This window comes from Luteolibacter yonseiensis, assembly GCF_016595465.1.
Lineage (GTDB): Bacteria > Verrucomicrobiota > Verrucomicrobiia > Verrucomicrobiales > Akkermansiaceae > Luteolibacter > Luteolibacter yonseiensis.
In genome coordinates, this window is sequence record NZ_JAENIK010000011.1 from 1464826 (window position 1) to 1491316 (window position 26491).

Consider the following 26491-nt stretch of genomic DNA (forward strand, 5'->3'; position numbering starts at 1 on the left):
TTTCCTAGTTTCCGGGAGACATTTTCCCACTTCTCCGTATGAAATCCAAATTTCTCCTACTCCCAGTCGTCGCCGCCATTGCCACCGCCGTCATTGGCTGCAAATCCGGGGGAGGGGACACGATCAAGGTCGGGGAATTCGCCTCGCTGACCGGCAAGGAAGCCACCTTCGGCACCTCCTCGCATGAAGGAACGCTGCTTGCCGTGGAGCAGATCAACGCCGCCGGCGGGGTGCTGGGCAAGAAAATCGAGCTTCTTACGGAAGACGACCAGACCAAGGCCGGCGAGCCTGCGAACGCGGTCAACAAGCTGATTTCCAAGGACGGTGTCATCGCCATCCTCGGCGAGGTTGCCTCCAGCCGCTCGCTGGAAGCCGCGCCGATCTGCCAGCAGAACAAGATTCCGATGATTTCGCCAGCGTCCACGAACCCGACGCTGACCAAGGAGGGTGACTATGTTTTCCGCGTCTGTTTCAATGACAACTTCCAGGGCGGCGCGCTCGCGAACTTCGCCAGCGGCACGTTGAAAGCGAAGAAGGTCGCCATCTTCACCGATGTGAAGAGCGACTACAGCAAGGGTCTGGCGAAGAGCTTCAAGGAGAAATACGCGACCAGCGGCGGCCAGATCGGTGTGGAGCTGGACTTCAACGGCGGCGACAAGGACTTCAAGGGCCAGCTCACCACCATCAAGAATGACGCGCCCGACGCGATCTTCCTTCCCGGTTATTACAACGACGTCGCCCTGATCTGCATCCAGGCGAAACAGCTCGGGATGAACATCCCGATCTTCGGCGGCGACGGATGGGAAAGCGAAAGCCTCCTCACCATCGGCAAGGAAGCCATGGAAGGCCACTACTTCTCCACCCACTGCTCCATCGAGCAGCCGACCCCCGAGATGACCTCTTTCGTGGACGCCTACAAGAAGCGATTCAACGGCAAGACCCCGGACGCGATGGCGGTGCTGGGCTATGACTCCGCCCTCGTCCTGGCGGACGCCATCAAGCGCGCGGGCAAAACCGACGGCCCCGCCCTGCGCGACGCCATCGCCGCGACCAAGGACTTCTCCGGTGCCAGTGGAAAGTTCTCCCTGAATGCGGACCGCGACGCCGTGAAGGCACTCGTGTTCATCCAGATCAAGGGCGGCAAGTTCACCTACAACGCCACGGTGAATCCTTGAGGAAGTTGATGGTGGTTGGTTGATAGTTGATAGCGAAGAAAAAGATCTTCATTTGTCGCGTCCGCCGCCTCCTCTTTCCATCAACCCCCAACCATCGACTCTTAGTGGATTGGCTCCAGCAGATCATCAACGGACTCGGCCTCGGAGCCATCTACGCGCTCATCGCGCTCGGTTATACGATGGTGTACGGGGTGCTGCGTTTCATCAACTTCGCGCACAGCGACGTGCTGATGCTGGGCGCGTTCTCCTCGTTCTACATCGCTCCGAAGATCGAGAAGGTGATGGGTTCGCAGTCGCTGCTGGGGTGCATCCTGGTGTTCATCCTCGCTGCGGCGATCTGTGCCTGTCTGGGGATGCTCATCGAGCGTCTGGCCTACCGGCCGCTGAGGAACCGTCCGAAGCTCACGGTGCTCATCACGGCCATCGGTGTCTCGTTGTTGATCGAATTCACCTGCCAGAATGAAAATGTCTTCGGAGCCTCGCCGCAGCCGTTCCCCAAGCTGTTGCCGGAAAAGTCCATCCACTTCGGAAACGTGATCCTCTCCAGCAACGACCTGCTGACCGTCACCGTCACCATCGTGCTGCTGGCCGCCATGTGGCTCATTGTCCAGAAAACCCGCATCGGCACGGCCATGCGCGCGGTTTCCTACAACCAGCAGGCCGCCTTGCTGATGGGCGTGCCGGTCAACCGCATCATTTCCTTCACCTTCGGTCTCGGCTCCGCGCTCGCAGCCGTCGCGGGGATCCTCTACGCGATCAAGGCTCCGGGCATCGAGCCGCTCATGGGCGTGCAGCCCGGCCTCCGCGCTTTCGTTGCGGCGGTGCTGGGAGGCATCGGCAACCTGCCGGGCGCGGTGCTGGGCGGTGTGCTTCTGGGACTGTTGGAAACCATCGCCGGAGGGATTCCGGGACTTTCGAACTACCGGGATGCCATCGCTTTCGGCATCCTCATCCTCATTCTCATTCTCAAACCCGCCGGCCTTCTAGGCCGCTCATCTGTCGAAAAAGTCTGATGCCGTTTCCCGGAGAAAAACGCTGGCTGTTGTTGGGAGTCGCGCTGGCGATCCTCGCGTCCTATTTCGCCCCCCAGTTCAACCGCTACTACCTCGGAGTCGCGATCGATGTGGGCATCGCCATCATCCTCGCGACGAGTCTGAACCTGATCAACGGCCATACCGGGCAGTTCAGCCTCGGGCACGCCGGGTTCATGGCCGTGGGCGGGTTTTTCTCGGCGTGGCTTTCTTTAAAAGCGGGCGTGACCGCCGACGCGTTCTGGTTTTTCCCGCTCGCCCTCGTCGCCGGAGGGCTTCTTTCCGCCGTGGTGGGACTGCTTGTCGGCGTGCCATCACTGCGGCTGCGGGGCGACTATCTCGCCATCGTGACGCTGGGCTTCGGAGAAATCATCCGGGTGGTCGCCCAGAACACCGAGGCGATCGGTGCCGCCAGCGGACTCAAGGGCATTCCGAAACTCACCACCCTCGGCTGGACCTTCGGCTTCGCCGCCGTGACCATTTACGCCATCACCGCGCTGGTGAACTCCACCTACGGCCGTGGTTTCATCGCCGTGCATGATGATGAGATCGCCGCCGAGTCGAACGGGGTCGACACCACACGCACCAAAGTGACAGCCTTCGTGACGGGAGCCTTTTTCGCCGGGATCGCCGGGGGGCTCTACGCCCACCACAAGCAGTTCCTCTCGCCCACGGGCTTCGACTGGCTGAAGTCCATCGATATCGTGGTGATGGTCATTCTCGGTGGAATGGGGCGCACCGTGGGAGTCATCGCCGCGGCCATTTTGCTGACGCTCATGCCGGAGCTGCTCCGGGATTTCTCCGAATACCGCATGATCCTCTACGCGCTGCTCATCATCCTGCTCATGCTGCTGCGTCCTGCGGGTCTTTTCTCCTTCAACCTCAAACGCCGCAAACACTCATGAGCGCGCCCTTGCTGGAATTGGAAAAGGCCACCATCAGGTTCGGCGGCCTCACCGCCGTTTCCGAGCTCACGCTGTCGGTGGTGGATAACGAACTCGTCGGACTCATCGGACCCAACGGCGCGGGAAAAACCACGGCGTTCAACATGATCACGGGCGTCTACCAGCCCACCTCCGGCGAGATCCGTTTCGCCGGGAAAAACACCCGGGGCATCAAGCCGAACCGCCTGGCCGGCTTCGGCATCGCCCGGACGTTCCAGAACATCCGCCTCTTTTCCAGCATGAGCGTGCTGGACAATATCCGCGTCGCCGCCCGCCTCCACAACGGAGAGGGGTATTTCAGCGCCCTGTGGCGCGGCAAGGCGTGGAAAAACGCGGAAGCGGAGACCGAGAGGAACGCCATCGAACTCCTCGAGATCTTCGACCTCGCCCAACATCGTGACGAACTCGCGGTCTCGCTTCCCTACGGTGACCAACGCCGCCTCGAAATCGTCCGCGCGCTCGCCACGCGTCCGAAACTCCTGCTGCTGGACGAACCGGCGGCGGGCATGAACCCGTCTGAAAAAGACGATCTCATGCGCCTCATCCGCTTCGTCAAGGAGCGCTACAACCTTTCCGTCCTCCTCGTGGAGCACGACATGAAGGTCGTCATGGGCATCTGCCAACGCATCGCCGTGCTGGAATACGGCATCAAGATCGCCGAAGGAACGCCGAAGGAAATCCAGTGCCACCCGAAGGTGATCGAGGCCTATCTGGGGGCGGCGGCTGTTTAGTTGATGGTCTTTGGTTGATGGTTGATAGTGAAGAGTCAGAAAGAACAAAACGATGTTTGGATTTGAAAAACTCGATGTCTGGAACAAGGCGATTGATTTCGCCGATGTGGTGTATTCGGTAACCCGTGCGTTTCCTTCCGATGAACGCTTCGGCCTGACAAATCAAATGCGGAGGGCTGCGGTTTCCATTTCCTCGAATATTGCGGAAGGCAGTTCGCGGAATTCTCCCAAAGACTTCGCCCGGTTCATTGAGATTGCCACAGGGTCGGTATTTGAAGTGGTATCCCAATCTTTCATTGGCAGAAACCAAGGACTGCTGACGCCCGAAGAGTTCCAGTTGCTTTATACCGCCGCAGAGGAACAGGGGCGAATGCTTAGTGGCTTGCGTCGCTCGTTATTGGGTGAGAAATGACGGCTTCATCGCAATTCTTCTTTCTTACTATCAACCATCAACTCCCAACCATCAACTCTCTTGCTTACCGTCGAAAATCTCCATGTCAGCTACGGCGCGATCAAGGCGCTGCACGGCGTCAATCTCGAGGTGCCGGAGGGAAGCATTGTCACGCTCATCGGTGCGAACGGAGCGGGGAAATCGACCACCCTGCGCGCGCTTTCGGGGTTGGTGAAAACCGCGGCGGGTTCGGTGAAATACAAGGGGAGGGAAATTTCCAAACTGTCTCCGAACAAGATCGTGGAGACCGGATTGTGCCACGTGCCGGAGGGGCGCATGGTGTTCGCCAACCTCACGGTGCTGGAAAATCTGAAAATGGGAGCCTACCTCCAGCGGGACAAGAAATGGATCGCCTCGCAGACGGACTATGTCTTCGGTTTGTTTCCCCGCCTCAAGGAGCGCGAGGGGCAGGCTGCGGGCACGCTTTCCGGTGGAGAGCAGCAGATGCTGGCGATCGGTCGCGCTCTTCTGAGCAAACCGGATTTCCTGATGCTGGACGAACCGTCGCTGGGGATCGCGCCATTGTTGGTGAAGTCCATTTTCGAACGCATCGTGGAAATCAACCGCGAGCAGGGACTGACCGTCCTGCTGGTCGAGCAGAATGCGAATCTCGCGCTGGATGTGTCGAGCTATGCCTACGTGCTTGAGACCGGCAAGGTCCTTTTGGAAGGGCCGTCCGCCCGGCTCAAGGCGGATCCGAAGGTGCAGGAGTGCTACCTCGGGGCTTGATCGCCCGGTGTGTGGAGAGAGATTGATCGCTTGATTCCCCGGATCTGCTGCGGGAGGATGGATCATGAGTCCGGATCAAGTAAGAGTCGTTTTCGAACGCGTCGCCTACCAGATGGTCGTCGCGGGATGGCTCAGGAGATATGCGTTCACCGCAGGAGTGGGACATGAGCTTACATGGCGCACCGAGGGCGCGCAGAAGGCGATGTTGCTCAGGGATCTGGGTGAGAAATACCGGTTGTCCGAGGATGATCTCTCGCCGCTTTATTTCCAGATGGCCTGCAAGGGGATGGGGCTGCCGGATGGGGTTTCCTTCCCGGCGATCGACATCGAAGTCTCCGCCTTCTGGCTCCTGTGCGTGGGTGAGCTGGGGCTGGAGGGGGATGGCGATGGTTTGCTGGCTCTCGTCCACATCGTGACGGGTTGGGGGCCGGATGCGCCGTCGTCCGGAAAGCGGGTGGAGTGATGGCGTGTCACGGGTGCTGGAGAAGAGCGCAGGCGAGGATGCTTCTTTTCAGGGCGTGCCGTCGGATCCGTTCGTGTCCCTCCAGCCCGGCAACAGGAAAATGGAGGTTCCCATGCTGAGAAGGATGCCGATGACGGCAACGGTTCCCAGGCTGACGAGCGCGTCGCTGGAGGAGAACACCAGCGAACCGAAGCCGATGACGTTCGAGGCTCCGCAGAACAACAGGGCTTTTCCGGTGCCCTGCCACAGTTCCTTGAAATCCCCGCCGGTGCGGCGCAGGCTCAGTGTGACGTGGATGGCGTAGTCGATGCCGGTGCCGAGCAGCAGGGGCGTGGCCATGAGATTGACGAAGTTCCATTTCAGCCCGGTGAGGCTCATGACGGCCAGCAGCAGCGCGGTGCTGACGAGCATGGCGAAGAGAGCCAGCCCCACATCCGCGATGCGGCGGAAGATGAGGATCATCATGCCGACGAGCAGGATGAACATCGGCACCAGCATGCGCGTCATGTCCTCGCGCACGAGTTTTGAAATGGCGGGTTTGAAAAGATCCCAACCGCTGAGCCAGATCCCGTCACCGGCGAGGGTGCGGAATTTTTCGTAGTCCTTGCCCGCCGGATCGATGTCGGCGGCAGGCAGAATGGAACCCAGGATGTGGCCGCCGCCGTTTTCCTTGCGTGTGAGGAAGAGGCGCATGACCTCCCGGGCTGCCGGAGAGGAAGGGAAAACCAGCGCGGTGCTTTCCGTTTGTCTGGAAACCGCTTCCAGCACCCCTCGTCCCAGCGCGATGCCTTCCTCGGAAAATCCTGCGGCATCGGCCTCGCGCACAAGCCGCTCCTGGTCTTTTGCCAGAGCCGCGAGCACGGGTCGGTTCACGGTTTGTTGGTCATGTGCCGGCCACCAGCCAACGGGGAGGGTGGTTTTCTCCACCAGTCCATCCGCCTCCGCCTTGCCGAGACGGGTGCGGGCCTCCTCCAGGCGTTGTCCCATTGCGGCATCGGTCTTCGCTTCGATGACGACGCCGAGTGATTTTCCGCTGTAGGCGGGAAAGGCGCGCTGGACGTGCTCGAAGGTTTCCATCGCCTCGCTGTCTCGAGGGCGCATGATCTTGGAGCTGAATTCGGCGCCGGGCAGGCCATGGATGGAGAGCACGGCGGCGGCCCCTGCCAGAAGAATTCCCGTGATGGTCCATGAGCGCCGGCTCCTTGGGAGGATTCTGCCGGAACCTCTTGCCGGCTGGCGGTTGACACCGAACTTCGCCACGAACGGCAGGTAAACGACCAGCATCAACACCGCCGCGACGGTGAGGCCGATGCCGACGATGCTGCCGAGCTGGGCCATGCCCGGCAGGCCTCCGAGGTTCAGCGCGAGGAATACGACCGTGGTGGTGAGGGCGCCGAAAAGGACGGGTTTGGTGGCGGCGGAGCGGAGTTCGTGTTTGTCGTGGCCCGCCACCTTCGCCTCCTGGCAGATGACGAGGCCGTAGTCCACGGCGAGACCGATGAGGATTTCGATGGAACTCAGCGCCATAATGCTCAGTTCCCCGTAGATCCAGCCCGCGATGCCGAGGGCCATGGCGAAGACCATGATGAGGATGCCGGTGAGTCCCAACAGCAGGCTGAAACGCCGCTGCATCCACCAGAACAACAGGCCGATGAGCCCCAGCGTGACGCCGATGGAACCACTGAGGTCGTTTTCCATCGCCGTGCCGATTTCCGAGGAAAAGGCGGGTTCTCCGGTGAGGCGGACCGTCAGGCCGGCACCATCGGTTTTCTGCCATGTCGAAATGGTGGAGCGGAGTTTCCTGATCCATGCGTCCGCTTCCCGGTAGCCGGGCAGCGGGGTGGGGGAGTCCACGAAAAGCAACTGGGTGCGCCCGTCCTCGCTTTCGAACGCCTCGCCGCCGTGGCCGGAGGAATTCATCAGCGTGGCGACCGCCGGGTGGTCAAGGAAGCCGAATGGATCGTGTGCGACCATCACCATGTCCAGCCCCTCCATCGAGGTCGCGACCTTGGCCAACGAATCCTGGAGGGTTTTTTCCGAACGTTCCGGTGAAAACCGTTCCGCCTGGTTCCGGACCGCGGCTGCGTCTCCATTCAGCCAGAGGTAGGCCAGAAGTTCTGCGATGCCTTGCGGATCATCGTTCCAGCGGGGTTTCCAGCGGGCGGACTTCACCAGGTTTGCGGAAGCCAGCGCCTGCCCGAGCGATTCGGCGGCTTCCCCCAGGGTGCCCGCGTCACCTTCCTGGCCACCGATGACGAGAATCAGTTCGTCATTCCGGGAAAACGCCTCGTGGAACGCCTTCAGACCCTTCACCTCCGGCAGTTCGCCGGGCAGCATGGAAAGGATGTCCGTATCAAACCGCAGCCGCGTGAGCCCGAGCGATGCGACAAGGACGGCCGTGGCGAGGAGAAGGGGAATGGCCAGACGGCGGAACATGCGCGAACTCAAGCGGGAATCCGATGGCTCTGCAACCCGGAGGAACGGTCCAGGTGATTTACTTTCAGGGGTTGTGTCTTGCCTTGTGCCGCCTCAGTGCGATGAATTCACAAATGCCTCAGAACACAAAAAAACGGAATTTCGTCAGATGGTCGTTCTGCCTGGCATTGATCGCGATGGTTGCTTTTATGGCGTGGGAGGTGATAAACGGATTTTCTCCTGCTGTTTTTCTGAGCAATCTTCGGTTTTCGCAGTATGATTCCAAGATCCGGTTCTGGGGCAAGGTTATGGATTCCGACGGATATCCTTTGGAAGGGGTATATGTGAAGGCGGTTGCGATAACCTATCGGATCAAGAAGACCCCGGAGGGAGATGTCTGGGACTATCCTGTTGTCGAGACCCGGACGAAAAGCGACGGTTCTTTTGTCTTGGATGGCATGGCCGGATTCGTCTTGAAAATTGAGAAAATGAGCAAGCAGGGCTACGTCCTGCCCCGCGCCACCCAGATTTCCACCACCTATCCCGGAGGGTCGAATCGTGAATATCGATTCAAGTCGATGGACCCTCACGAGCCCGTGTTTTCATCAGATCCATCCAAACCGGTGGAGTTCAGGTTGTGGAAATTGAAGAAGCCCGAACCCCTGTCCATCGGGAGAGCGGTATTGTCGATTCGGGTGGGGGAACCCGCCCGGTATTTTTCATTGGTCTCGAGGAATTACCCGGAGCAGGCGATCGGCAGATTCAAGCCGGATGTTAAAATTTCCATTTCTCGAATCGGCGAAGTCCGCCCGCCGCGCTGGGAAGTGAAAATCGAAGGGTATGATGAGGATTGCGGCGTCATGAAAGCGGATCCGAAGGACCCGTTCATGTTCACAGCTCCGGAAGAGGGTTATCAGCAATCCATCACTTATGAGTATGGCCCGGACTGCGTGAATGAGTTCACCGGGTTGCCTGGATTTCCGGTGCGTTTCTTCGCCCGGAGTAAAAACAAGTATTGGCATGCGGCGGTGGACTCGGTCTTTCAGTCCCCTGTCGACAACGAGGAAAGTCCGCAAATCGACATCTGGACAAACCTCAACAAGAGTCGGAATCTTGAGCATGACGCGGTCCGTCCCCTACCTGATCCCCCATTGGGAGTGCCGGAGGATTACGGCTTGAAAAGTCTTCCGGTGTCCGGCGCGCCGAACTACCGTGAGGGCAGGTGACCACTCCTGCTTTGGCGCTGCGGCCTGCCGCTGTGCTTCAAGTTTGAAGCACCGACCAAAAAATGGGAACCGCGAATCCTGCGAACCTCGCCAACCCTGGTGCCCTCAGCGGTGGTGCCGGTAGAAGGTCCCAATTGTCTCAAAGGTCCGCTGGATTCGCAAGATTCGAGGTTCCCATTTCCTGGTGTTTTCTTCTTATCCGTCAGATTGCTTTTTTCCGACCAACAAAGATGTGACCACACCCGTCGCCAGGATACCGAGGATCACGCCGAGAATCACGAAGTTGAAGGAATCACCCAGCCAGACCTTGAGCCATTTGGCGGCGAGCATCTTGACGCCAACCACCAGGAGGATCAGGGAGAGGGCGGGCTTGAGGTATTGGAACTTCGCGATCATTCCGGCCAGAGCGAAGTAAAGCGAACGCAGTCCCAGGATGGCGAAGACGTTGCTGGTGAAGACGAGGAAGGGATCGGCGGTGATCGAGAAGATTGCCGGGATGGAATCGACCGCGAAGATCAGGTCCGTCACCTCCACCAGGATGAGCGCCACCGCGAGAGGGGTGAGCATCCATTTTCCAGCAGGAGCGGCATCCACCACCGGGTCCGCGACGACGACCTCACCCGGTTCGGCGGCTTCATGGGACTGGGAGCTTCCGGCCTTCACCAGGAAATGTTGCCCGTGGAAATTCCGGGTGACGGGGAAGCGCTTGGTGATCCAGCGGACGAGGGCGTTGTTTTCCGGATGCTCTTCCTTGTCGTCCATCACCAGCATTTTGATGGCGGTGACGATGAGGAAGACGCCGAAGACGTAGAGGATCCAGTGGAAATTGTGCACCAGCGCGGAGCCCACACCGATCATCGCGCCGCGCATGGCGAGCGCGCCGAGAATTCCCCAGAAGAGAACCCGGTGTTGGTAGCGGGCGGGCACGGCGAGCGAACCGAAGACCATGGCGATGACGAAGATGTTGTCCACGCTCAGGGATTTCTCGACGACGTAGCCGGTGAGATACTTGGTGGCCGCCAGTTTTCCGTTGTTCACCACTCCGTCCACGGCATCCACGCTCATTCCAAGGCCGCTCCAGTGATATTCGTAGCCGAAGTAAACGAGAATCGAGAACGAGAGTCCCAAGGTGATCCAGATGGCAGACCAGCCGAGGGATTCCTTGAAGCCAACGACATGCGATTTCCGATGGAAAACCCCCAGATCGAGAGCCAGCATCAGGAAAACGAAACCAATAAAGATCACCCACGGCAAAATCATTCCGCAATTTGGTAAATGCCCCTGCGGGTGGCCATTGGAAAGGGCCGTGGATTTTCCACTCGCCCGGGTTGCCCCGGGCTGAAAGGGATGTCACCATCGTCCCGCGCATGGCCCGTCAATACACACTGCACCGTTCTTCCCAGGTCCACGCCTCCGGCATCGACTACAAGACGGCGCTCAATGAGGAACAATATGCCGCCGTCTCCTCACCGCCCGGCCGCGCGCTTGTCATCGCCGGGGCGGGCTCCGGAAAAACCCGCACGCTCACCTACCGCGTCGCCTGGTTGCTGGACCATCAGGTCGATGCAAGGGAAATCCTCCTCCTCACTTTCACCAACAAGGCTTCCCGCGAAATGGTGGAGCGTGTGCGCGAGCTCGTCCCGCACGACACCTCCGCGCTGTGGGCGGGCACCTTCCACTCCATCGGTTCACGCATCCTGCGGCGCCATGCCGAGGATCTGGGATTCACGAAGTCCTATTCCATTCTGGATCGCGACGACCAGAAATCCATCCTGAACTCGGTCATCGCCTCGCTGGACATCGATACAAAGCAGCGCCGTTTCCCCAAGGCGGACGTGCTCGCCTCCATTTTCTCACTCATGGAGAACACCGGCGTCGCGCTCACGGAGATCATCGCCTCGCGTTACGACCAGTTCTACGACTGGCTGGAGAAGATCGAGGAGGTCCGCCTGGGCTACATCGCGAAGAAGCTCGCAACGAACTCGATGGATTTCGACGACCTGCTGGTCCTCACCGTCCGCCTTTTCGAGCAGCAGCCGGATGTGCTCCAGCTTTACCAAGGCCGGTTCAAGCACGTGCTGGTGGACGAATACCAGGATACGAACAGCGTGCAGGGCCGGATGATAGATCTCCTCGCCGGAGAAAGGAACAGTCTCATGGCCGTGGGGGACGACGCCCAGTCCATCTATTCCTGGCGCGGCGCGGACATGTCGTTGATCCTCGGGTTTCCACTGCGTTATCCGGGCTCCAAGGTCCACATCATCGAGACGAACTACCGCAGCGTCCCGGAAATCCTCGATCTTTCGAACGCCGCCATCAGTGCGAACAGGGGGCGCTTTGAAAAAGACCTGCGCTCGTCCCGCGAGGCTCAGGGCACCCTTCCCGCGCTCGTCGCACTGCCGGACCCGTCGACCCAGGCCGCCTTCGTCGCCCAGCGCATTCTGGAACTCCGCGACGAGGGCATCCCCTTGGAGGAGATGGCGGTTCTCTACCGCGCGCATTTCCAGAGCCTGGAAATCCAGATGGAACTCACGGTCCGGGGCATTCCCTTCGCCATCACCAGCGGCTTGCGATTTTTCGAGCAGGCGCACATCAAGGATGTTTCCGCCTTCATGCGCTTCGTGGTGAACCGCCGGGACGAGATCAGCTTCCTCCGCATGGTGGGGCTGCTCCCCGGTTGCGGCCCCGGCACCGCCGCGAAGCTGTGGGCCGAGTGGTTGAAGTCCGGATGGTCGGAAAGGGTGGAGGTCCCGCCGAAATGGTCGGATCTTTTCCTCAAGTTCAAGATCCCGAAAAAAACCGCCAAACACTGGGAACAACTCTGCTACACCCTCGACGAACTCACTCCCGATGGTGCGTTGGCCCATCCTTCACAGATGATCTTCAGCATCCTCGAAGGCGTTTATGCCGATTACCTCACCGCATCCTTCGACAATGCGGAGAGCCGCCGCGCGGACATCGAGCAGCTTTCCCAGTATGGCGGGAACTTCGACGACGTCCTGGAATTCCTCGCCCAGCTCTCGCTCATGAGTTCCACCGACGGCGAACCCTCCGGAGAGCGTGCCGCGAAGGATGATGAAAAGGTCACCCTTTCCTCCATCCACCAGGCCAAGGGTCTGGAATGGAAGGCGGTTTTCCTCATCTGGTTGGTCAACGGCCAATTCCCGAACGGCCGCATCCTCGAAGCCGACGACGCGGACATGTTGGAAGAGGAGCGCCGTCTCTTCTACGTCGCGCTCACAAGGGCGAAGGACGAACTCTACCTCACTTACCCGATGATGAATCCGAAGTCCTACACGGGCGACATCATCTGCCGTCCGTCACAATTCCTGGAGGACTTCCCGGCGGAGATGGTGGAGGAGTGGAACGTGGGAAACGATGACCCTTGGGCCGATGATGAGCCCTTTTGATTCCGCCGGTTGATTCTCCACCGGGCTGCAAACCGGACGGACAGGCGAAACGTGTCAAAGAAGCCCGGTTGAAACCTCTCTGGCGACAGGGAACGGGGATGATGATCCGATGCTTTCGAATGTTCCTCCCGATTCCTGCCGCCGGGGCTCGCGCTGTTTTTTGTCGACTGCGAGCCGTCCCGCATTGGTGGTTCGCGCCGGTCTGATCGGTGCGGCTGTCGGAACGACGGGCTTGTCGAATGGTTCGCTCATGGCACGAACATACCTGTCGTCGCAGGCGGATCGATCAAAATTTGGGGTTTTAGCTGAAAATCATGTAGGTAAATCCCCTACAAAAATATCATCTATTTTGGCAACCCGCTGGGTTTGGACGCTTCTTTGGATCTTCCTGCGTAGAGCAAACTGCGTCTCAGGAAGTTGGTATCCGTATTGGAATGTGCCGTGCTGCATTCCAAATCCTTCCGTTCGAGCCGATCTTCCATCCCTTGTGTAAATGTTCATGTATTTCAAGCCGTGCATCAGGTGCGGACGCGGTATCGCGAACAGCATCAATAAATGTCCACATTGCGGGAAGGTGAACGGTTTTATCGCACGCCTGTTTCACCGGCTGCTTCATCGGTTGTGGCGTAAGAAGCGGCAATGATCACAGCTTTTGGGATAGATTCCCCAATCTGGGGTGAATTGGTCAATATGGACTATGCAGGAGGGGTATCGGAGATGTCTTGTTAGTTCGGTGGTAATTCTTGGAAAGAGAAGGAATTCGATTTGATTATTTTGTAATTATTTCAGTATGAATTGATTGAGTATTTTTATCGGTCTCTTTTTGAGGGTTCGATGTCAGGCGGATTTCCTATTTTCTCAATTTCTTAAAGAATACTCTTGTGTATAGTATTCCGAATGGTAGGAATTGGCCGCGCCTCCGAAACTCGTCGCACAGCCTACATGGGCAGCGGCATCAGGGTACGGCGACGATGACTCGCCTGTCATATCCTATGATGGATGGCAGGCATTCATTCGAATCTCAGGTGACCCACACATCGGGAATCTGAACCAGCCATCCGACTACCCCGTGCTTCGGGATGTCCCTGAAAGAGTGTCTCCCCGCCCTGATCGGCAGGGGGCTGCGGACTCAGCGATCATCTCAGCACCGGCTGATCTCGGTCTCCTTTGGTCTCCTTCCTTCGGTTTAAAACAAAATCGTCACTCCATCTTCCCATGAATCTTTTCGTCCCCAGTTCCCGCAAACTGCTTTCCGCAGTGGTCGGCTCGCTTCTTTCCGTCCAAGCCGCGTTCGCGGCGATCGTCCCGGCGCCCGTTTCGGGTGATATCTTCCTCGCATTCCGTGCGAGCGGTGGAACAGGCGGGTCCCAGTCCTACATCGTCAATCTGGGGACCGATGCCAATTTCCGGAATGCGACAACCTCTTTCACCGTGACGGGTTTGGGAAATATCGGAGCGGATCTCACCGAGATTTACGGACCTGGATGGAGCTCCCGCGGCGACTTGTTCTGGGGGATCTTCGCTGCGCGGGTTTCGACCAGTTCGATTATTTACGGTTCGAGGGAAAGAAATCCGGTGACATCGGTTTCGCCCGCATGGAGCTTGATCGACACCACTTCCCGGAACACCACCGCAGGCCAGATCTCCAGCGTGATCGACAGCATCGGTGGATACAGGGGCCGTGAGGCCACCGCCAACAGCCCGGTTGCCGCCGTCCAGCCGAATACCGGCGAGGCATCCAGCTATAACAAACAGGTCGCCTCCGCCGGGACGAAGGATTTCGGCTCCCTCAGCGAGTGGTCCTCCATCGAAGGGGACTTCGGGAGCGGTCCGGCCGGAACGGCTCTGGACCTTTACCGCATCGCAGGGGCGTCCGGAGTCACGCGCGTCGGGCATTTCACCATCAGCGCCGAAGGCGTCGTGCAGTTCAACATTCCAACCGTCACTCCTCCGGTCGATGTGGATACCGATGGCGACGGCTTCCTTGATTCCCAGGAGGCTCTGGCGGGCACGAACCCGAACGACGCGAGCGACTTTTTCCGCATCCAGTCCCTGCAACGGTCGGCTGGCGGCACAGGGGTTGCGTTCAAGACGATCCCCGGCAGTTCCTATCAGATTTATTACTCGGAAAACCTGGCGGCGGGCTCGTGGGTGCGGATCGCCACGGTGACGGGCGGAGCCTCCCCGACACTCCACCAATATTTGGACGACAATCTGGACCGCAGGGCCCGCGCCAAGGGCTTCTATAAGGTTAGTGTCGGCAACTGAACCGCCCCCCCCCCTTTCTCCATTCAACTTCTCCCCGACCGGATACGCCGGAGGTTAATCCAAGAAACCAACCGATCGGGACTGACAACCAAGCGCTGAAGTTCCTCAAGTCTCAACCCCCGCATGGTGCGCCTGATTCCCGAACCGGAATCAACGGTCCGCCTGCCAAAACCAACTCAACAGACAAATGAAATTCAGTAGCAACATCCCCTATCTCGGCTCAGCCGTGCTGGCTGCGGTTCTCGCGACCGCTCCCGCCCGGGCGGCGGTGGTGGCGACTCCTCAGAACAACGATATCTTCCTTGGTTTTCGCGCAAGCGGCAATCTCGGGGCCAGCACATCCTATCTTGTGAACCTGGGGCAGTATTCCCAGTTCCGGGATCTTACTCCGGGTGCCAGCATTTCACTCAACAGCCTGGGAGACATCGGCGCGGATCTTGTGGCGACCTTCGGTGCGAACTGGAGCAACCGGAATGACCTCTTCTGGGGGATCTTCGGGGTTTCCAACACCGCGAACCCGACGGTGTATGCCTCCAGGGAATCATCCGCACCGGGGTGGTCGGCGCTCGACCAGATCTCACGCGGCACAACCTCTTCCAACATCGTCAGCGTGCTTCAGGGCACCAATGGTTATCAAGGCAGGCAAGCCACCGCGAACAGCGCGTTCGCCGTGCTGCAGCCGAATTCCGACGGTGCTTCCAGCTATAACAAACAAGTCTCCACGGGCGGCACCAACGATTTCGGATCACTCAGCACGTGGTCCAGCATCGAGGGTGACTTCGGTGGCGGCACCGCCGGGACGTCGCTCGATCTCTACCGGATCAGCAGCACGGGTGTCACGAATCCCGGTGCGTTCTCGATCAGCAACTCCGGGGTGGTCAGTTTCACCGCCGCCATTCCGGAACCATCATCCGCCCTTCTCGGCGTGGCGGGCTCGCTCCTGATCGTCGCCGGCAGACGCCGCCGTCCCACCCATTGATTCCAAACACCAAACACTATCACCCACTCATATCTATGAAACTCAAACACCTCATCGCAATCGGAGCCTTGGCGGCAGTCGCCACCGGGGGAGCCATGGCCCAGACCGTCACCATCCACATCGTCGCATCCAACGGTGACCGCACCGCGACGCAGACCGCGATTTCCAACCTGCTGGGTTCGAACTGGACCTACCGCGGAACCGGAATCACCACGAGTGGTTCGTCGGCGAATCTGGCCGATGTCGCCGCCTCGAACTTCGGAGCATGGAACGGAACTTATACCCACCCGGAATACGGAACCACCCCTGTCGTCATCAAGGTTTCCTACTCGGGAGCGCTGGCAGGCATCGCCGCCATTGCGGGGAACACGGACCAGCGTTTCGTCGTGACCGACGGCACGGGCAACGGCCCCGTGACGAACCCTCTGAGCGGATCGGCGGTGAAAGACACGGATTATGTGCTTCACACCGCGGACTTCGGATTCTCCACGAATTTCCAAGCGACCTCCCCTTTCAACGGATCTTACGAAGGAACCACCTATAACCCCGTCGTCGAGGAAAACGTCGGTGTTTCTCCGCTCGGTTTCTATGCCAGCCCGGGGTTCCCGTCCGGACTGAACATCACCACGCAGCTCGCGCAGTTGCTTTACACCAACGGTGCGGTTCCGCTTTCGCTCTTCACGGGTAACCACGATGCCGACGCGAACAAGATCGTTTACGCCATCGGACGGAATACCGACGCCGGCCAGCGCTTCGGCGCTTATGCCGAGGTCGGCCTCGGCACGAGCACCGCTGTCCGCGTGTGGCAGCCCACCTTCTTCCAAGCACAGCAGCCGACAACCGTCGGCACCATCACTTATGGCGGTGTCGTCCAGTCCCAGGAACTGTGGCCGGTGGAAACCGTCAGCGGCATTTTCAGCCCGCTTGGCAGCGGTGGTTTCAGTTCCGGAGCGCTGCTCGCGCAGAATCTCACCGTGACACTCGGACCGGATGCCTACAAAGGGAAATACATCGATGAGGACAGCGGACTTCCCCAGTTCCTCTACCCGAACGCCACCGCCGGCTACTACCTCGGCTACGTCACTCCCGGTGATGCGACCAACCGCATCCTTGGTGGAAATGGTGTGGTTCCTCCCGCCAACCGTGGTGTGGCACTCAGTTACAACGGCGTCGAGCTTACCACTACCAACGTGAAAACCGGCAGATACACCGCATGGCTCTACAACCGGATCATCAAACCACAGAGCGGTCTTGAGGGAGTCAAGCTGGCCTTCGCGAATGCCTTGCGCGACCGTATCAAATCTACCGACGCCGTCGCCGGTGGTGGTATCATTGACGATGGCACCTTCAAGGTGAGACGCACCACCGACGGTGGACTCGTCGTGCCGAAATAATCCCGGTCATAGCCTGATGGAAAACCGATGAATTCGCTCCACCGGCCTGCGGCGGCAATGCCGCGGGCCGGTGCCCAAGTCTCCACCTTTCTCCAGATACACACAGACGAACACCGCATGAAGCTGTCGCGCCAGTTCTTTCAAATGATTGGAACAGGGATTCTGCTTGCTGCGGTCCTGCTGGCCCTGAAGCTTACCGCGCCGTCGGACGCGGTATCGGTGAATCGCAATCCTGAAACAAAGAGGATTGGTATTGGATCATCCTTGCCGGGTTCCGGACGGATTGAGGCTGCAATATCTCATGAGGAACCCTCGCGAGCCCGATCCGGATTGTTGGTCCATGCCGCTTCCATGCATGGATCGCATCAGTTGGAAATGTTGCCCGCTGGCAGCCATGACCCAATCTCCCAACAGGCGGCACATCGTGGGGACGCTGGTCCCGATCCGATCATCGCGGCTTTCAATGAGCTTGAAACAACCATGAAAAGCAGGGTGATTGATCCCCAGCCAGCCGGACATTCTTTAACCGCCTTCGGCCGCCGTGTGACGGTGGAGGATTCCCGCCAGGTTTCCGGCACCTCCGGAGTGATGCTGTCACTCGCGGTTGATGCCGTCCCCTCGTCGCCCGATTCCATTAATTTTTCACCATTGCCAAATCCTGAAACGCCTGCTGCTTCCGACGTGGTTGCGACCCCTGGAACAGAAGTCCCGCCTCAAGGCACCGCCAGTTGGCAGGGATTGTCCTACGAGCAGGAGCTCTTCCGTACCAAGTGGGGGTGGCATGCATACGATCAAGTTCAGAAGGTCCTCCGGGAGAGCCATAGCGAGTGAATGGAGGCGGCAATGATGAGATACCTTACCATAGATTCCCATTGATGAAATTTTTTAACATAGCAGGACACGCCGGATGGCTCCGGATTGTTCCTTTCGCCATACTGATCGCCATGGGAAACGCCCAAGGCCAGGAAGGCGTTTTATTCAACATCCGTGAATATCGCGTCACGGGCCCGGCGCGGCTGCCGCGGCTGGCGGTGGAGGAGGCGGTGTATCCGTATCTCGGGCCGGGGCGTTCGGCGGATGATGTGGAGGCGGCGCGGGTGGCCTTGGAAAAGGCGTATCACGACCGCGGTTTCCAGACGGTTTCGGTGGTGGTGCCGCAGCAGGATCCGCGGCGCGGGGTGATCCGGCTGGAGGTGGCGGAGGCGAGGGTGGGGCGCCTGCGGGTCAATGGCGCGCGGTTTTTCCTGCCGAGCCGGATCAAGGCGGACGCTCCGTCGCTGGCGGAGGGGAACGTGCCGGACATGAAGCGGGTGGAGAAGGAGATCGTGGCGCTCAACCGTCTGGCGGACCGCCGGGTGACGCCGGAGCTGCGCGCGGGGGTGGTGCCGGGGACGGTGGACATCGATCTGAACGTGGAGGACAAGAATCCGCTGCATGGTTCGCTGGAGCTCAACAACCGTTACAGTTCGAACACGACGCCGCTGCGGTTGAACGGGTCGCTGAGCCATGGCAATCTCTACCAGCTGGGGCATACGGGTGGTTTCAATTTCCAGGTGGCCCCGGAAAACACGGATGACGCGAAGGTGTTCTCGGGTTATTATCTGGCGCGGGTTTCGGACAGCGTGAGCCTGATGCTGCAGGGCACCAAGCAGGACAGCGATGTGGCCATCGTCGGCGGCTCGGCGAGCATCGGCCGCGGCCACACGGTGAGCCTGCAGGCGCTCATCGACCTGCCGTCACAGGACAAGTTTTACCAGACGCTGTCGCTGGGCCTCGACTACAAGCATTTCTCCGACGAGGTCGTTTCCCTGGGGAAGAAACAGTTCACCATCGATGAAACCGCCATCGAGTATTGGCCGCTTTCGGCGAATTACGGGGCGACGTGGCTGGCGGAGAAGGCGTTCACGGAGGCGAATACCTCGCTGAACCTGCACCTGCGGGGCATCGGCAGCGGGGAGAGGGATTATGCGAACAAGCGTTACAACGCGGACGGGAGTTATGTGTTCCTGCGCGGGGATGTGGCGCACACGCGCGATCTGCGGGATGATTCGCAGCTTTTCGGCAAGGTGCAGTACCAGCTGGCGGACAAGCCGCTGGTGAACAACGAGCAGATCTCCGGCGGCGGCCTGGGGACGGTGCGGGGTTACCTGGAGGCGACGTCGCTGGGTGACAACGGTGTCTTCGGCACGGTGGAGTACCGCACGCGGCCGCTCACCGGCGGGTCCGAAGCGAAGCCTGGGACGACGCCCAACGAGTGGCGGTTCCATGGTTTCGTGGATGCGGGGCTGGTGGGGATTTATGACCCGCTGCCGGGCCAGCGGAAGCGTTTCGGTCTGGCCAGCGCGGGCGCTGGGACGCGCTTCAAGTTCGCGGATCATTACAACGGCTCGGTGGACCTGGCCGTGCCTTTCATCAGCCAGACGGACACGGAGTCCGGAGACGTCCGGGTGACCTTCCGTGGCTGGGCGGACTTCTGACCACCCCTTGCCCGCATCCGCCGACCTCCTTCATTTTCCTCATTTTTCCCACATGAAACATCCCGCCCTCATTCTCCCCGTTTCGCTTCTGCTCGCCCATGCAGGCATCGCCGCCGGCGATGCCGGAGCCGCGTGGTGGAACCCCGCCTGGACGAAGCGCCAGACGCTCACGCTCGACACCTCGGGTGACGCCGCGGCTCTTCCCGGATCGCCCGGCACGGCCACGGTGCTGGTGCGTTTGTCGGACGGGAACTTCCCGTTCGCCAGCGCCCGCGAGGATGGCAGCGACCTGCGCTTCATCGCCGCGGACGGGAAGACGGCGCTCAGCCACCAGATCGAGAGTTATGACAACCTGCTCAACGAGGCGTTCGTGTGGGTGAAGGTGCCGGACATCGGGGCGTCGGGGAAGACGACGATCCATCTTTATTCCGGCAATCCGGCGCCGGACGCCGGCCCGAAGGCGGCCGAGGCGTATGACGCGGACACGGCGCTGGTCTGGCACTTCGCCGGACGTGGCGCGGCCCCGGCCGACACCACGGGGAACAACAACAGCGCGACGGCCCCGGCGACCACGGCGGAGGGCTCGCTCATCGGCAACGGCCTGCGCCTGCTGGCCACGCCGGTGACGCTGCCCCAGTCGCCGTCGCTCGAGTGGAAGGCCGGCCAGGCGCTGACGCTCTCCACCTGGATCAAGCCCGCCGCGCTGCAGGACAACGCGGTCCTGCTCAGCCGTGGCGAGGGTGCGTCCTCTTTCCAGCTCCTGCTCAACCAGGGGGTGCCGGTGATCAGGCTCGGCACGCAGGCCAGCGCCGCCGGAGCGCCTGTCGCGGCGAATACCTGGAGCCACCTTGCGCTCGTCGCGGATGGCGCGAAGCTGCAGCTTTTCGTCAACGGCGCGCCGTATGCCACGCTTGCCGCCGGCCTTCCCGCGCTGGCGGCGCCGATCACGCTCGGCGCGGAGAACTCCGGGTTCGCCGGCGAGGTCGACGAGTTCACGCTCTCCACCACCGCGCGTTCCGAGGCGTGGATCAAGCTGGCCGCGGTGAACCAGGGTTCCACGGACGCGGCCCAGCGGACCGTGGTGCTGGGAGCCGGCGAGGGCGGCGAGGGCGGCGAGGGCGGCGGCGAGCAGAGCCACCTCATGGAGCACCTCTCGCTGTTCGGCGACATCGCCAACAACATGATGTTCGACGGCTGGATCGCCATCGGCGTGTGCGCCATCATGATCGTCATCGGCTGGACGGTGGCCGTCCGGAAATTCCTTTATCTCAACTCGATTGAAAAAGGCACCAAGGTCTTCCTCGAGCGATGGAAGCACCTGTCCACCGACCTGACCGCGCTCGACCACGGCGACCGGTCCAGCATCAGCACGCTCGGCGGCAAGACCGGCGAGGACGAGCAGCACCTCATCGAGAGGTCGCCGCTCTACCACATCTACCAGATCGGTTCCGAGGAGATCCGCCACCGCCTCGACAAGGGCGACGCCCGCGGGCAGGGGCTCAACGGCCGCTCCATCCAGGCCATCCGCGCCAGTCTGGACGCGGGGCTGGTGCATGAGAGCCACCGCCTTTCCGACGGCCTGGTCTACCTGACCATCAGCATCGCCGGTGGTCCGTATGTCGGCCTGCTCGGCACCGTGGTGGGTGTGATGATCACCTTCGCGATCATCGCGAAGTCCGGCGAGGTGAACGTGAACTCGATCGCGCCGGGCATCGCCTCCGCGCTGCTGGCCACCGTGGTGGGCCTGGTGGTGGCCATCCCCGCGCTGTTCATCTACAGCTACCTGAACGGGCGGATCAAGAACTCGCTGGGCCTCATGCAGGTCTTCATCGACGAGTTCGTCGCCAAGATGGCCGAGTTCCACAGCCCCGCCGCCGGCGCGGACACCAACGGAGGTTCTTCTCACTGAGGACAGGTCCCATAGGACCCATGGGACCTATATCCTCCTCTTACCATCAACCATCAACTTCCAACCCTCAACCTCTTCCATGGCCTCCGCCGACGACAAAAGCTACGACGACATCAACGTCACCCCGATGGTGGACCTCTATCTGGTGCTGCTGCTCATCTTCATCATCATGACCACGGCGGGCGTGCAGGGGGTGAAGGTGAACCTGCCGAGCGCGAGCAAGGCGTCCTCGCCCAAGCTGGAGGCGCCCAAGACGCAGGCCATCACCATCGACAACCAGGGCAACATCAAGCTCAACACGTTCACCGTCACGCTGGCGGACCTGGAGACCAAGCTCGCCGCCATCAAGGCCGCCACGCCGGAGGTGCCCGTCGTCGTCCGCGGCGACCGCGCCAGCCAGTACCAGGGCGTCATGGACGTGCTCGACGTGCTCGGCCGCGTGGGCATCACCCAGATCGGCCTGGCCACCCAGCCGCCGAAGTAGAAGCACTGAATCACAAGCATTGAATTCGAAACGAAGAACAGGCCTCCGCCTTCTTCCTCCAACTCTCAACCATCAACCATCCACTCTCCACTTCCTCCCACATGTCCCCACGCCCGCCATTCCCGCCGCCCGCGCGCAAGCCGTCCAAGCACCGCTTGCTGATCGGCATCATGCTCGCCGTCGTGCTGGTGGGGGGGCTCTTCTCCTTTTTGCTCAACGGTGGGAAAAACACGCGCAAGGCCGTGCCGCGCCAGGAAGTGGTCACCATCACGCTGCCACCGCCGCCGCCGCCACCGCCGCCGCCGCCGCCACCGAAGGTCGAGCCCCCGCCACAGGAGGACAAGCCGGAGGAGGAGCTCGTCGAGGAACAGCCCGTCGACCTGACGCCGCCGGACGAACCGGCGGAGGCCCCGCCGTCCGAAGACCTCGGCACCAACATCACCGGCGGCAACGGTCCCGACATGGGGCTCACCGCCGGCGGGGGCGGCGGCCGCGCCGGAGGCGGCAAGGGCGGCCTCGGCGGCGGGAACAAGTACGCCCGCTACTCGCTCTCCGCCAAGACCTCCATCGAGAACGCCCTGAGGAACGACCCGGTCACCCGCAAGGCCGTCATCAGCGGACTGACCCTCGAGTTCTGGCCCGGCGCCGACGGCACCATCACCCGCGCCCGCATCATCGGCTCCTCCGCCGGTTCGGATCTCGACCAGGCCGTCAGGCGCGTCCTCACCGGCCTGCAAACACCGCCCGCGGCCAGCGCCGCCGAAATGCCACCCTCCGTCAAAATCCGCATCAAAGCCCGCAAGCCCGGCAACTGACACCTTTTCCCGTTCCCCATGTCTTCCATCCGCCCCATCGCCGCCACCCTTTTGCTCGCCCTCGGCACCCCGCTCCACGCGCAGGAACCCGACATCGGCAGCGCGCCCGCCAACCCCTCCGAAGACGTGCCAGCTACGGAAACTCCCGTACTTCCACCCGGAGCCGCGGAGGAGCAGCCCGCCGCCCCCTCCACCAACGTCACCGTCAACCTCATCGCCCGGCTCGTGGAAAAAGGCATCCTCGGCAAGGAGGAGGCCGCCGCCATGATCCAACAGGCCGAGGCCGAGGCACAGCAGGCGCTGCAAGCCCAGCAGGCCGCCGCGGCCGCCGCCGACATCGCCGCGCTGCCGCCCGAGCCCACCGCCGACGAGATGCGCGTCAGCTACATCCCCGAGGTGGTGAAGAACAACATGCGCGACGAGATCAAGCAGGAGCTCCTCGCCGAGGCCCGCGAACAGAAATGGAGCGAGAAACGCTACCCGGAATGGACCGATAAATTCCGCCCCTTCGGCGACCTGCGCGGCCGTTACGAAGGAGTCTATTTCGGCGAGGGCAACGACAACACCGGCGCCTTCCCCAACTTCAACGCCATCAACACCGGATCGCCCTTCGACACCTCCGGCACCCAGTTCTCCCCGCAATACAACGTCGACCAGGACCGCGAGCGCACCCGCCTGCGCGCCCGCGTCGGCACCGACATCATGCTCGGGGACGGCTTCAACGGCGGCCTGCGCGTCGCCACCGGCGACACCAACAGCCCGACCTCGCCCAACCAGACGCTCGGCGGCTCCGGCGGGAATTTTTCCAAATACGCCATCTGGCTCGACCGCGCCTTCCTCAGCTACGACGCCGGTCCGGGCGATGGCGAGGAGCTCGTCTTCCTGATGGGCCGTTTCGACAACCCCTTCCTCTCCAGCGAAGTCCAGTGGGACGACGACCTCGGCTTCGACGGCCTCGCCGTGCGCGGGAAAGTCAGGCTCAACGACAAGGCCGGCACCTTCTTCACCGCCGGCTACTTCCCCGTCTACAACACCGACTTCAACTTCGCCTCCAACCAGCCCTCCAAGTTCGAAAGCACCGACAAGTGGCTCACCGGCGCGCAGATCGGCATCGACTGGAAGATCACCGACGACCTCACCGCCAGGTTCGGCATCGCCTACTACGACTTCAGCAACATCTCGGGCAAGCTGTCCGACCCCTACACCCCGCTCACCGCCAGCGACGCCGGCAGCACCGACGGCACCCGGCCCGGCTTCGCCCAGCGCGGCAACACCTACATGGCCCTGCGCGACATCGTCCCCACCGCGGCCAACGACTTCGGCACCAAATACCAATACCAGTACTACGGCCTCGCCTCCGAATTCCGCAACCTCACCATCACCGGCAAGCTCGAATACGACGCCTACGACCCCGTCCGCCTCGCCCTCGCCGGAGAAGTCACCAAGAACATCGCCTTCGACAACGGCGCCATCGGCAAAAAGGCCGTCAACAACCGCGGTCCCGGCTCCGCCGGCAAGGCCGGCGAGTTCGAAGGCGGAGACACCGCCTGGAACCTCGCCTTCACCGTCGGCAAGCCCGCCATGGAACAATTCGGCGACTGGCAGGCCGGCTTCGGCTACCGCTACGTCGAGAGCGACGCGGTCGTCGACGGCTTCACCGACTCCGACTTCGGCGGCGGAGGCACCAACGTCCAGGGCTTCCTGCTCGGCGGCAGCATGGCCGTCAGCCCCGCCGTGCGCGTCGGCCTCAAATGGATGAGCAGCGACGAGATCATCGGCTCCCCGCTGAGCACCGACACCCTGCAGTTCGACATCAACGCCAAGTTCTAACAACCGGTCATGAAACTCCTCAAAGCCATCCTCCTCCTCGGCGCCGCGCTGCCCTCGCTCCTCCACGCCGCCGAAGAACCCGATCCGGGCCTCAAGCTGCGCGAGCAGCTCCGCGCCGTCACCCTCCAGCTGCGCACCGCCCAGACCGAGGGAGCCAACGCCCAGGCCGCCGCCGCCGCCGCCGACCAGAAATCCAAGGACCTCGCCGCGAAGATCGAGACGCTCGAGAAACGCGGCGCCGCCCTCGAAAAGAAAGCCCTCGCCGACAAGACCGCGTCCGAGCAATCCACCGCCGCGCTTGAAAAGAAGGTCGCCGACCGCGACGCCAGCCTCGCCCAGCACAAGGAAGCCCTCCTCAAATGGAAGGACGGCTACGAAAAAGCCGCCGCCACCGCCACCGCGAAGGAACAGGAACGCGCCCGCCTCGCCGGAGAACTCACCGCCGCGAAAAACACCCTCGCCGACCGCGAGCGCAAGAACATCGCCCTCTTCAACACCGCCACCGAGATCCTCGACAAGTTCGAGAACTACTCCCTCGGCAAGGCCCTCGCCGCGCGCGAGCCGTTCATCGGCACCACCCGCGTCAAGGTCGAGAACCTCGTCCAGGGCTACAAGGACCGGATCCTCGACAACCGCATCGCCGCCCCCGCCGCCGGCAAGGCCCCGTGACCGTGACATGCCGGAAAGCATATCTTAAAAACATATCATTAAAAGATGACATAAAGATGACAAAAACATGATGAAGGTGATCCAAGGCCGCCCCCGGCGGCGGATCATCCGAGTTATGGAAAGACAGGGCGCGCGCTCCCCCGCCGGAGCCCGCGCTCTTCCCGCCGGAAACAGGGAAAACCATCACACCCCGCCACCCGCCATCCGGCGGAAGCCCCTCCGCCGATCACCGGCCATAAGTCACCCGGCCACCGGCCACCCGGCACCCCTCCAACCACCGCCGCCCGACGGCACCCACTCTCCACCGCACCCCGGCCCACCAGCATGAAACCCCGCCGCCACCACCGCGCCACCGGCCTCTTCGGCACCACCTTCAAATACGGCGTCCCCGTCTTCATCGGCTTCACCTTCGCCATCACCGGGCTCACCGCGGACGCCGGAGACATCCTGCGGGGAGGCAGCCCGCGCTCCGGGAAATCCGCGCGCGCCACCGCCGGCGCGCCCACCCCCGCCGCCACCGACGCCGCGCGCGCCAGCGCGAAAGACACCCTCGCGCGCACCACCCGGACCCTCGCCGCCGTCCGCAACCTTCAGAACGCCGCGCGCGACGCCGCCATCCGCAACGGCGCCAACAACCTCGGCAAGAACCCCAACCGCCCCACCGTCACCCTGCCCAACGTCCCCAACGGCCTCGGCGCCGGCGGGCTCGACCTCGGCACCGTCACCGGCGCGCACAACCCCGTGCAGGCCGTCAAGGACGGCAGGACCACCGTCACCATCAAGCAGACCACCCAGCAGGCGCTGCTCGGATGGAAGACGATGAACGTCGGCAAGAAAACCACGCTGAACTTCGACCAGAAAGCCGGCGGGGCGGACGCGGGCAAATGGATCGCCTTCAACAAGATCACCGACCCCAGCGGCAACCCGACGCAGATCCTCGGCAACATCAAGGCGGACGGCCAGGTGTACATCATCAACCCGAACGGGATCATCTTCGGCGGCGGCAGCCAGGTCAACGCGCGGGCGCTGACGGCGTCGAGCCTTCCGATCAACGACAACCTCATCGGCCGCGGCCTGCTCAACAACCCGGA

Annotated in this window: 22 protein-coding genes; 20 read left to right on the forward strand and 2 right to left on the reverse strand. The window is 61.6% G+C overall.

What is annotated here, in order from left to right; all coding sequences use genetic code 11:
* Positions 1 to 38: 38 nt before the first annotated feature.
* The 7 genes from JIN84_RS15705 (at position 39) to JIN84_RS15735 (ending at position 5524) form a co-directional block, all read left to right on the forward strand.
* The gene (locus JIN84_RS15705) at positions 39 to 1175 is read left to right on the forward strand and encodes an ABC transporter substrate-binding protein (RefSeq protein WP_200351990.1); all 1137 of its coding nucleotides are present in this window, start codon (positions 39 to 41) and stop codon (positions 1173 to 1175) included.
* Positions 1176 to 1279: 104 nt separating this feature from the next.
* Positions 1280 to 2188: a branched-chain amino acid ABC transporter permease gene (locus JIN84_RS15710; protein WP_325099606.1), complete on the forward strand. Its 909-nt coding sequence runs from the start codon at positions 1280 to 1282 to the stop codon at positions 2186 to 2188.
* Positions 2188 to 3111 carry a branched-chain amino acid ABC transporter permease gene (locus JIN84_RS15715; protein WP_200351991.1) on the forward strand — a complete coding sequence of 308 codons (924 nt, stop codon included), beginning with the start codon at positions 2188 to 2190 and terminating at the stop codon, positions 3109 to 3111. Before JIN84_RS15710 ends, JIN84_RS15715 begins: the two co-directional genes overlap by 1 nt.
* Positions 3108 to 3881 (forward strand): ABC transporter ATP-binding protein, encoded by a 774-nt coding sequence (locus JIN84_RS15720; RefSeq protein ID WP_200351992.1) that lies wholly within the window; start codon positions 3108 to 3110, stop codon positions 3879 to 3881. The genes JIN84_RS15715 and JIN84_RS15720 overlap by 4 nt, the downstream gene beginning before the upstream one ends.
* A 52-nt stretch (positions 3882 to 3933) precedes the next feature.
* Positions 3934 to 4293, forward strand: a complete 360-nt coding sequence (locus tag JIN84_RS15725) for a four helix bundle protein (RefSeq protein ID WP_200351993.1) — start codon at positions 3934 to 3936, stop codon at positions 4291 to 4293.
* Positions 4294 to 4353: 60 nt separating this feature from the next.
* The gene (locus tag JIN84_RS15730) at positions 4354 to 5061 is read left to right on the forward strand and encodes an ABC transporter ATP-binding protein (RefSeq protein WP_200351994.1); all 708 of its coding nucleotides are present in this window, start codon (positions 4354 to 4356) and stop codon (positions 5059 to 5061) included.
* 64 nt (positions 5062 to 5125) lie between these two features.
* Positions 5126 to 5524, forward strand: coding sequence for a hypothetical protein (locus tag JIN84_RS15735; protein WP_200351995.1), 399 nt, complete (start codon positions 5126 to 5128; stop codon positions 5522 to 5524).
* A 48-nt stretch (positions 5525 to 5572) separates the two neighbouring features.
* Here the strand turns inward: JIN84_RS15735 and JIN84_RS15740 are convergent, their stop codons facing one another.
* Positions 5573 to 7960, reverse strand: a complete 2388-nt coding sequence (locus tag JIN84_RS15740) for an MMPL family transporter (RefSeq protein ID WP_200351996.1) — start codon at positions 7958 to 7960, stop codon at positions 5573 to 5575.
* A gap of 113 nt (positions 7961 to 8073) precedes the next feature.
* Between JIN84_RS15740 and JIN84_RS15745 the strand changes: the two genes are divergently transcribed.
* On the forward strand, positions 8074 to 9165 hold the full coding sequence (locus JIN84_RS15745; RefSeq protein WP_200351997.1) for a hypothetical protein: 1092 nt from the start codon (positions 8074 to 8076) through the stop codon (positions 9163 to 9165).
* 195 nt (positions 9166 to 9360) lie between these two features.
* Here the strand turns inward: JIN84_RS15745 and JIN84_RS15750 are convergent, their stop codons facing one another.
* A complete protein-coding gene (locus JIN84_RS15750; RefSeq protein WP_200351998.1) occupies positions 9361 to 10425 on the reverse strand; it encodes a TerC family protein in 1065 nt (354 codons plus the stop codon).
* A gap of 107 nt (positions 10426 to 10532) precedes the next feature.
* Here JIN84_RS15750 and JIN84_RS15755 point away from each other — a divergent pair, with 107 nt between their 5' ends.
* The 12 genes from JIN84_RS15755 to JIN84_RS15810 form a co-directional block, all read left to right on the forward strand.
* Positions 10533 to 12575, forward strand: a complete 2043-nt coding sequence (locus JIN84_RS15755) for an ATP-dependent helicase (RefSeq protein WP_200351999.1) — start codon at positions 10533 to 10535, stop codon at positions 12573 to 12575.
* Between the two features lie 1215 nt (positions 12576 to 13790).
* Positions 13791 to 14843, forward strand: coding sequence for a thrombospondin type 3 repeat-containing protein (locus tag JIN84_RS15760; protein ID WP_200352000.1), 1053 nt, complete (start codon positions 13791 to 13793; stop codon positions 14841 to 14843).
* 187 nt (positions 14844 to 15030) lie between these two features.
* Complete coding sequence (locus JIN84_RS15765; RefSeq protein WP_200352001.1) at positions 15031 to 15822, forward strand: hypothetical protein; 792 nt, start codon at positions 15031 to 15033, stop codon at positions 15820 to 15822.
* A gap of 35 nt (positions 15823 to 15857) precedes the next feature.
* Positions 15858 to 17216 (forward strand): hypothetical protein, encoded by a 1359-nt coding sequence (locus JIN84_RS15770; protein WP_200352002.1) that lies wholly within the window; start codon positions 15858 to 15860, stop codon positions 17214 to 17216.
* Positions 17217 to 17333: 117 nt separating this feature from the next.
* On the forward strand, positions 17334 to 18047 hold the full coding sequence (locus JIN84_RS15775; protein ID WP_200352003.1) for a hypothetical protein: 714 nt from the start codon (positions 17334 to 17336) through the stop codon (positions 18045 to 18047).
* 44 nt (positions 18048 to 18091) lie between these two features.
* Positions 18092 to 19693 carry a ShlB/FhaC/HecB family hemolysin secretion/activation protein gene (locus JIN84_RS15780; protein ID WP_200352004.1) on the forward strand — a complete coding sequence of 534 codons (1602 nt, stop codon included), beginning with the start codon at positions 18092 to 18094 and terminating at the stop codon, positions 19691 to 19693.
* Positions 19694 to 19745: 52 nt separating this feature from the next.
* Complete coding sequence (locus JIN84_RS15785) at positions 19746 to 21602, forward strand: MotA/TolQ/ExbB proton channel family protein (RefSeq protein ID WP_200350194.1); 1857 nt, start codon at positions 19746 to 19748, stop codon at positions 21600 to 21602.
* Between the two features lie 79 nt (positions 21603 to 21681).
* The gene (locus tag JIN84_RS15790; RefSeq protein ID WP_200350195.1) at positions 21682 to 22086 is read left to right on the forward strand and encodes an ExbD/TolR family protein; all 405 of its coding nucleotides are present in this window, start codon (positions 21682 to 21684) and stop codon (positions 22084 to 22086) included.
* 101 nt (positions 22087 to 22187) lie between these two features.
* Positions 22188 to 22901, forward strand: a complete 714-nt coding sequence (locus tag JIN84_RS15795) for an energy transducer TonB family protein (protein ID WP_200350196.1) — start codon at positions 22188 to 22190, stop codon at positions 22899 to 22901.
* 18 nt (positions 22902 to 22919) lie between these two features.
* Positions 22920 to 24731 carry a putative porin gene (locus JIN84_RS15800; RefSeq protein WP_200350197.1) on the forward strand — a complete coding sequence of 604 codons (1812 nt, stop codon included), beginning with the start codon at positions 22920 to 22922 and terminating at the stop codon, positions 24729 to 24731.
* A 9-nt stretch (positions 24732 to 24740) separates the two neighbouring features.
* The gene (locus JIN84_RS15805; RefSeq protein ID WP_200350198.1) at positions 24741 to 25400 is read left to right on the forward strand and encodes a hypothetical protein; all 660 of its coding nucleotides are present in this window, start codon (positions 24741 to 24743) and stop codon (positions 25398 to 25400) included.
* A gap of 324 nt (positions 25401 to 25724) precedes the next feature.
* Positions 25725 to 26491, forward strand: a 767-nt coding sequence (locus JIN84_RS15810) for a filamentous hemagglutinin N-terminal domain-containing protein (protein ID WP_200350456.1), incomplete at its 3' end; no start/stop codon positions are given.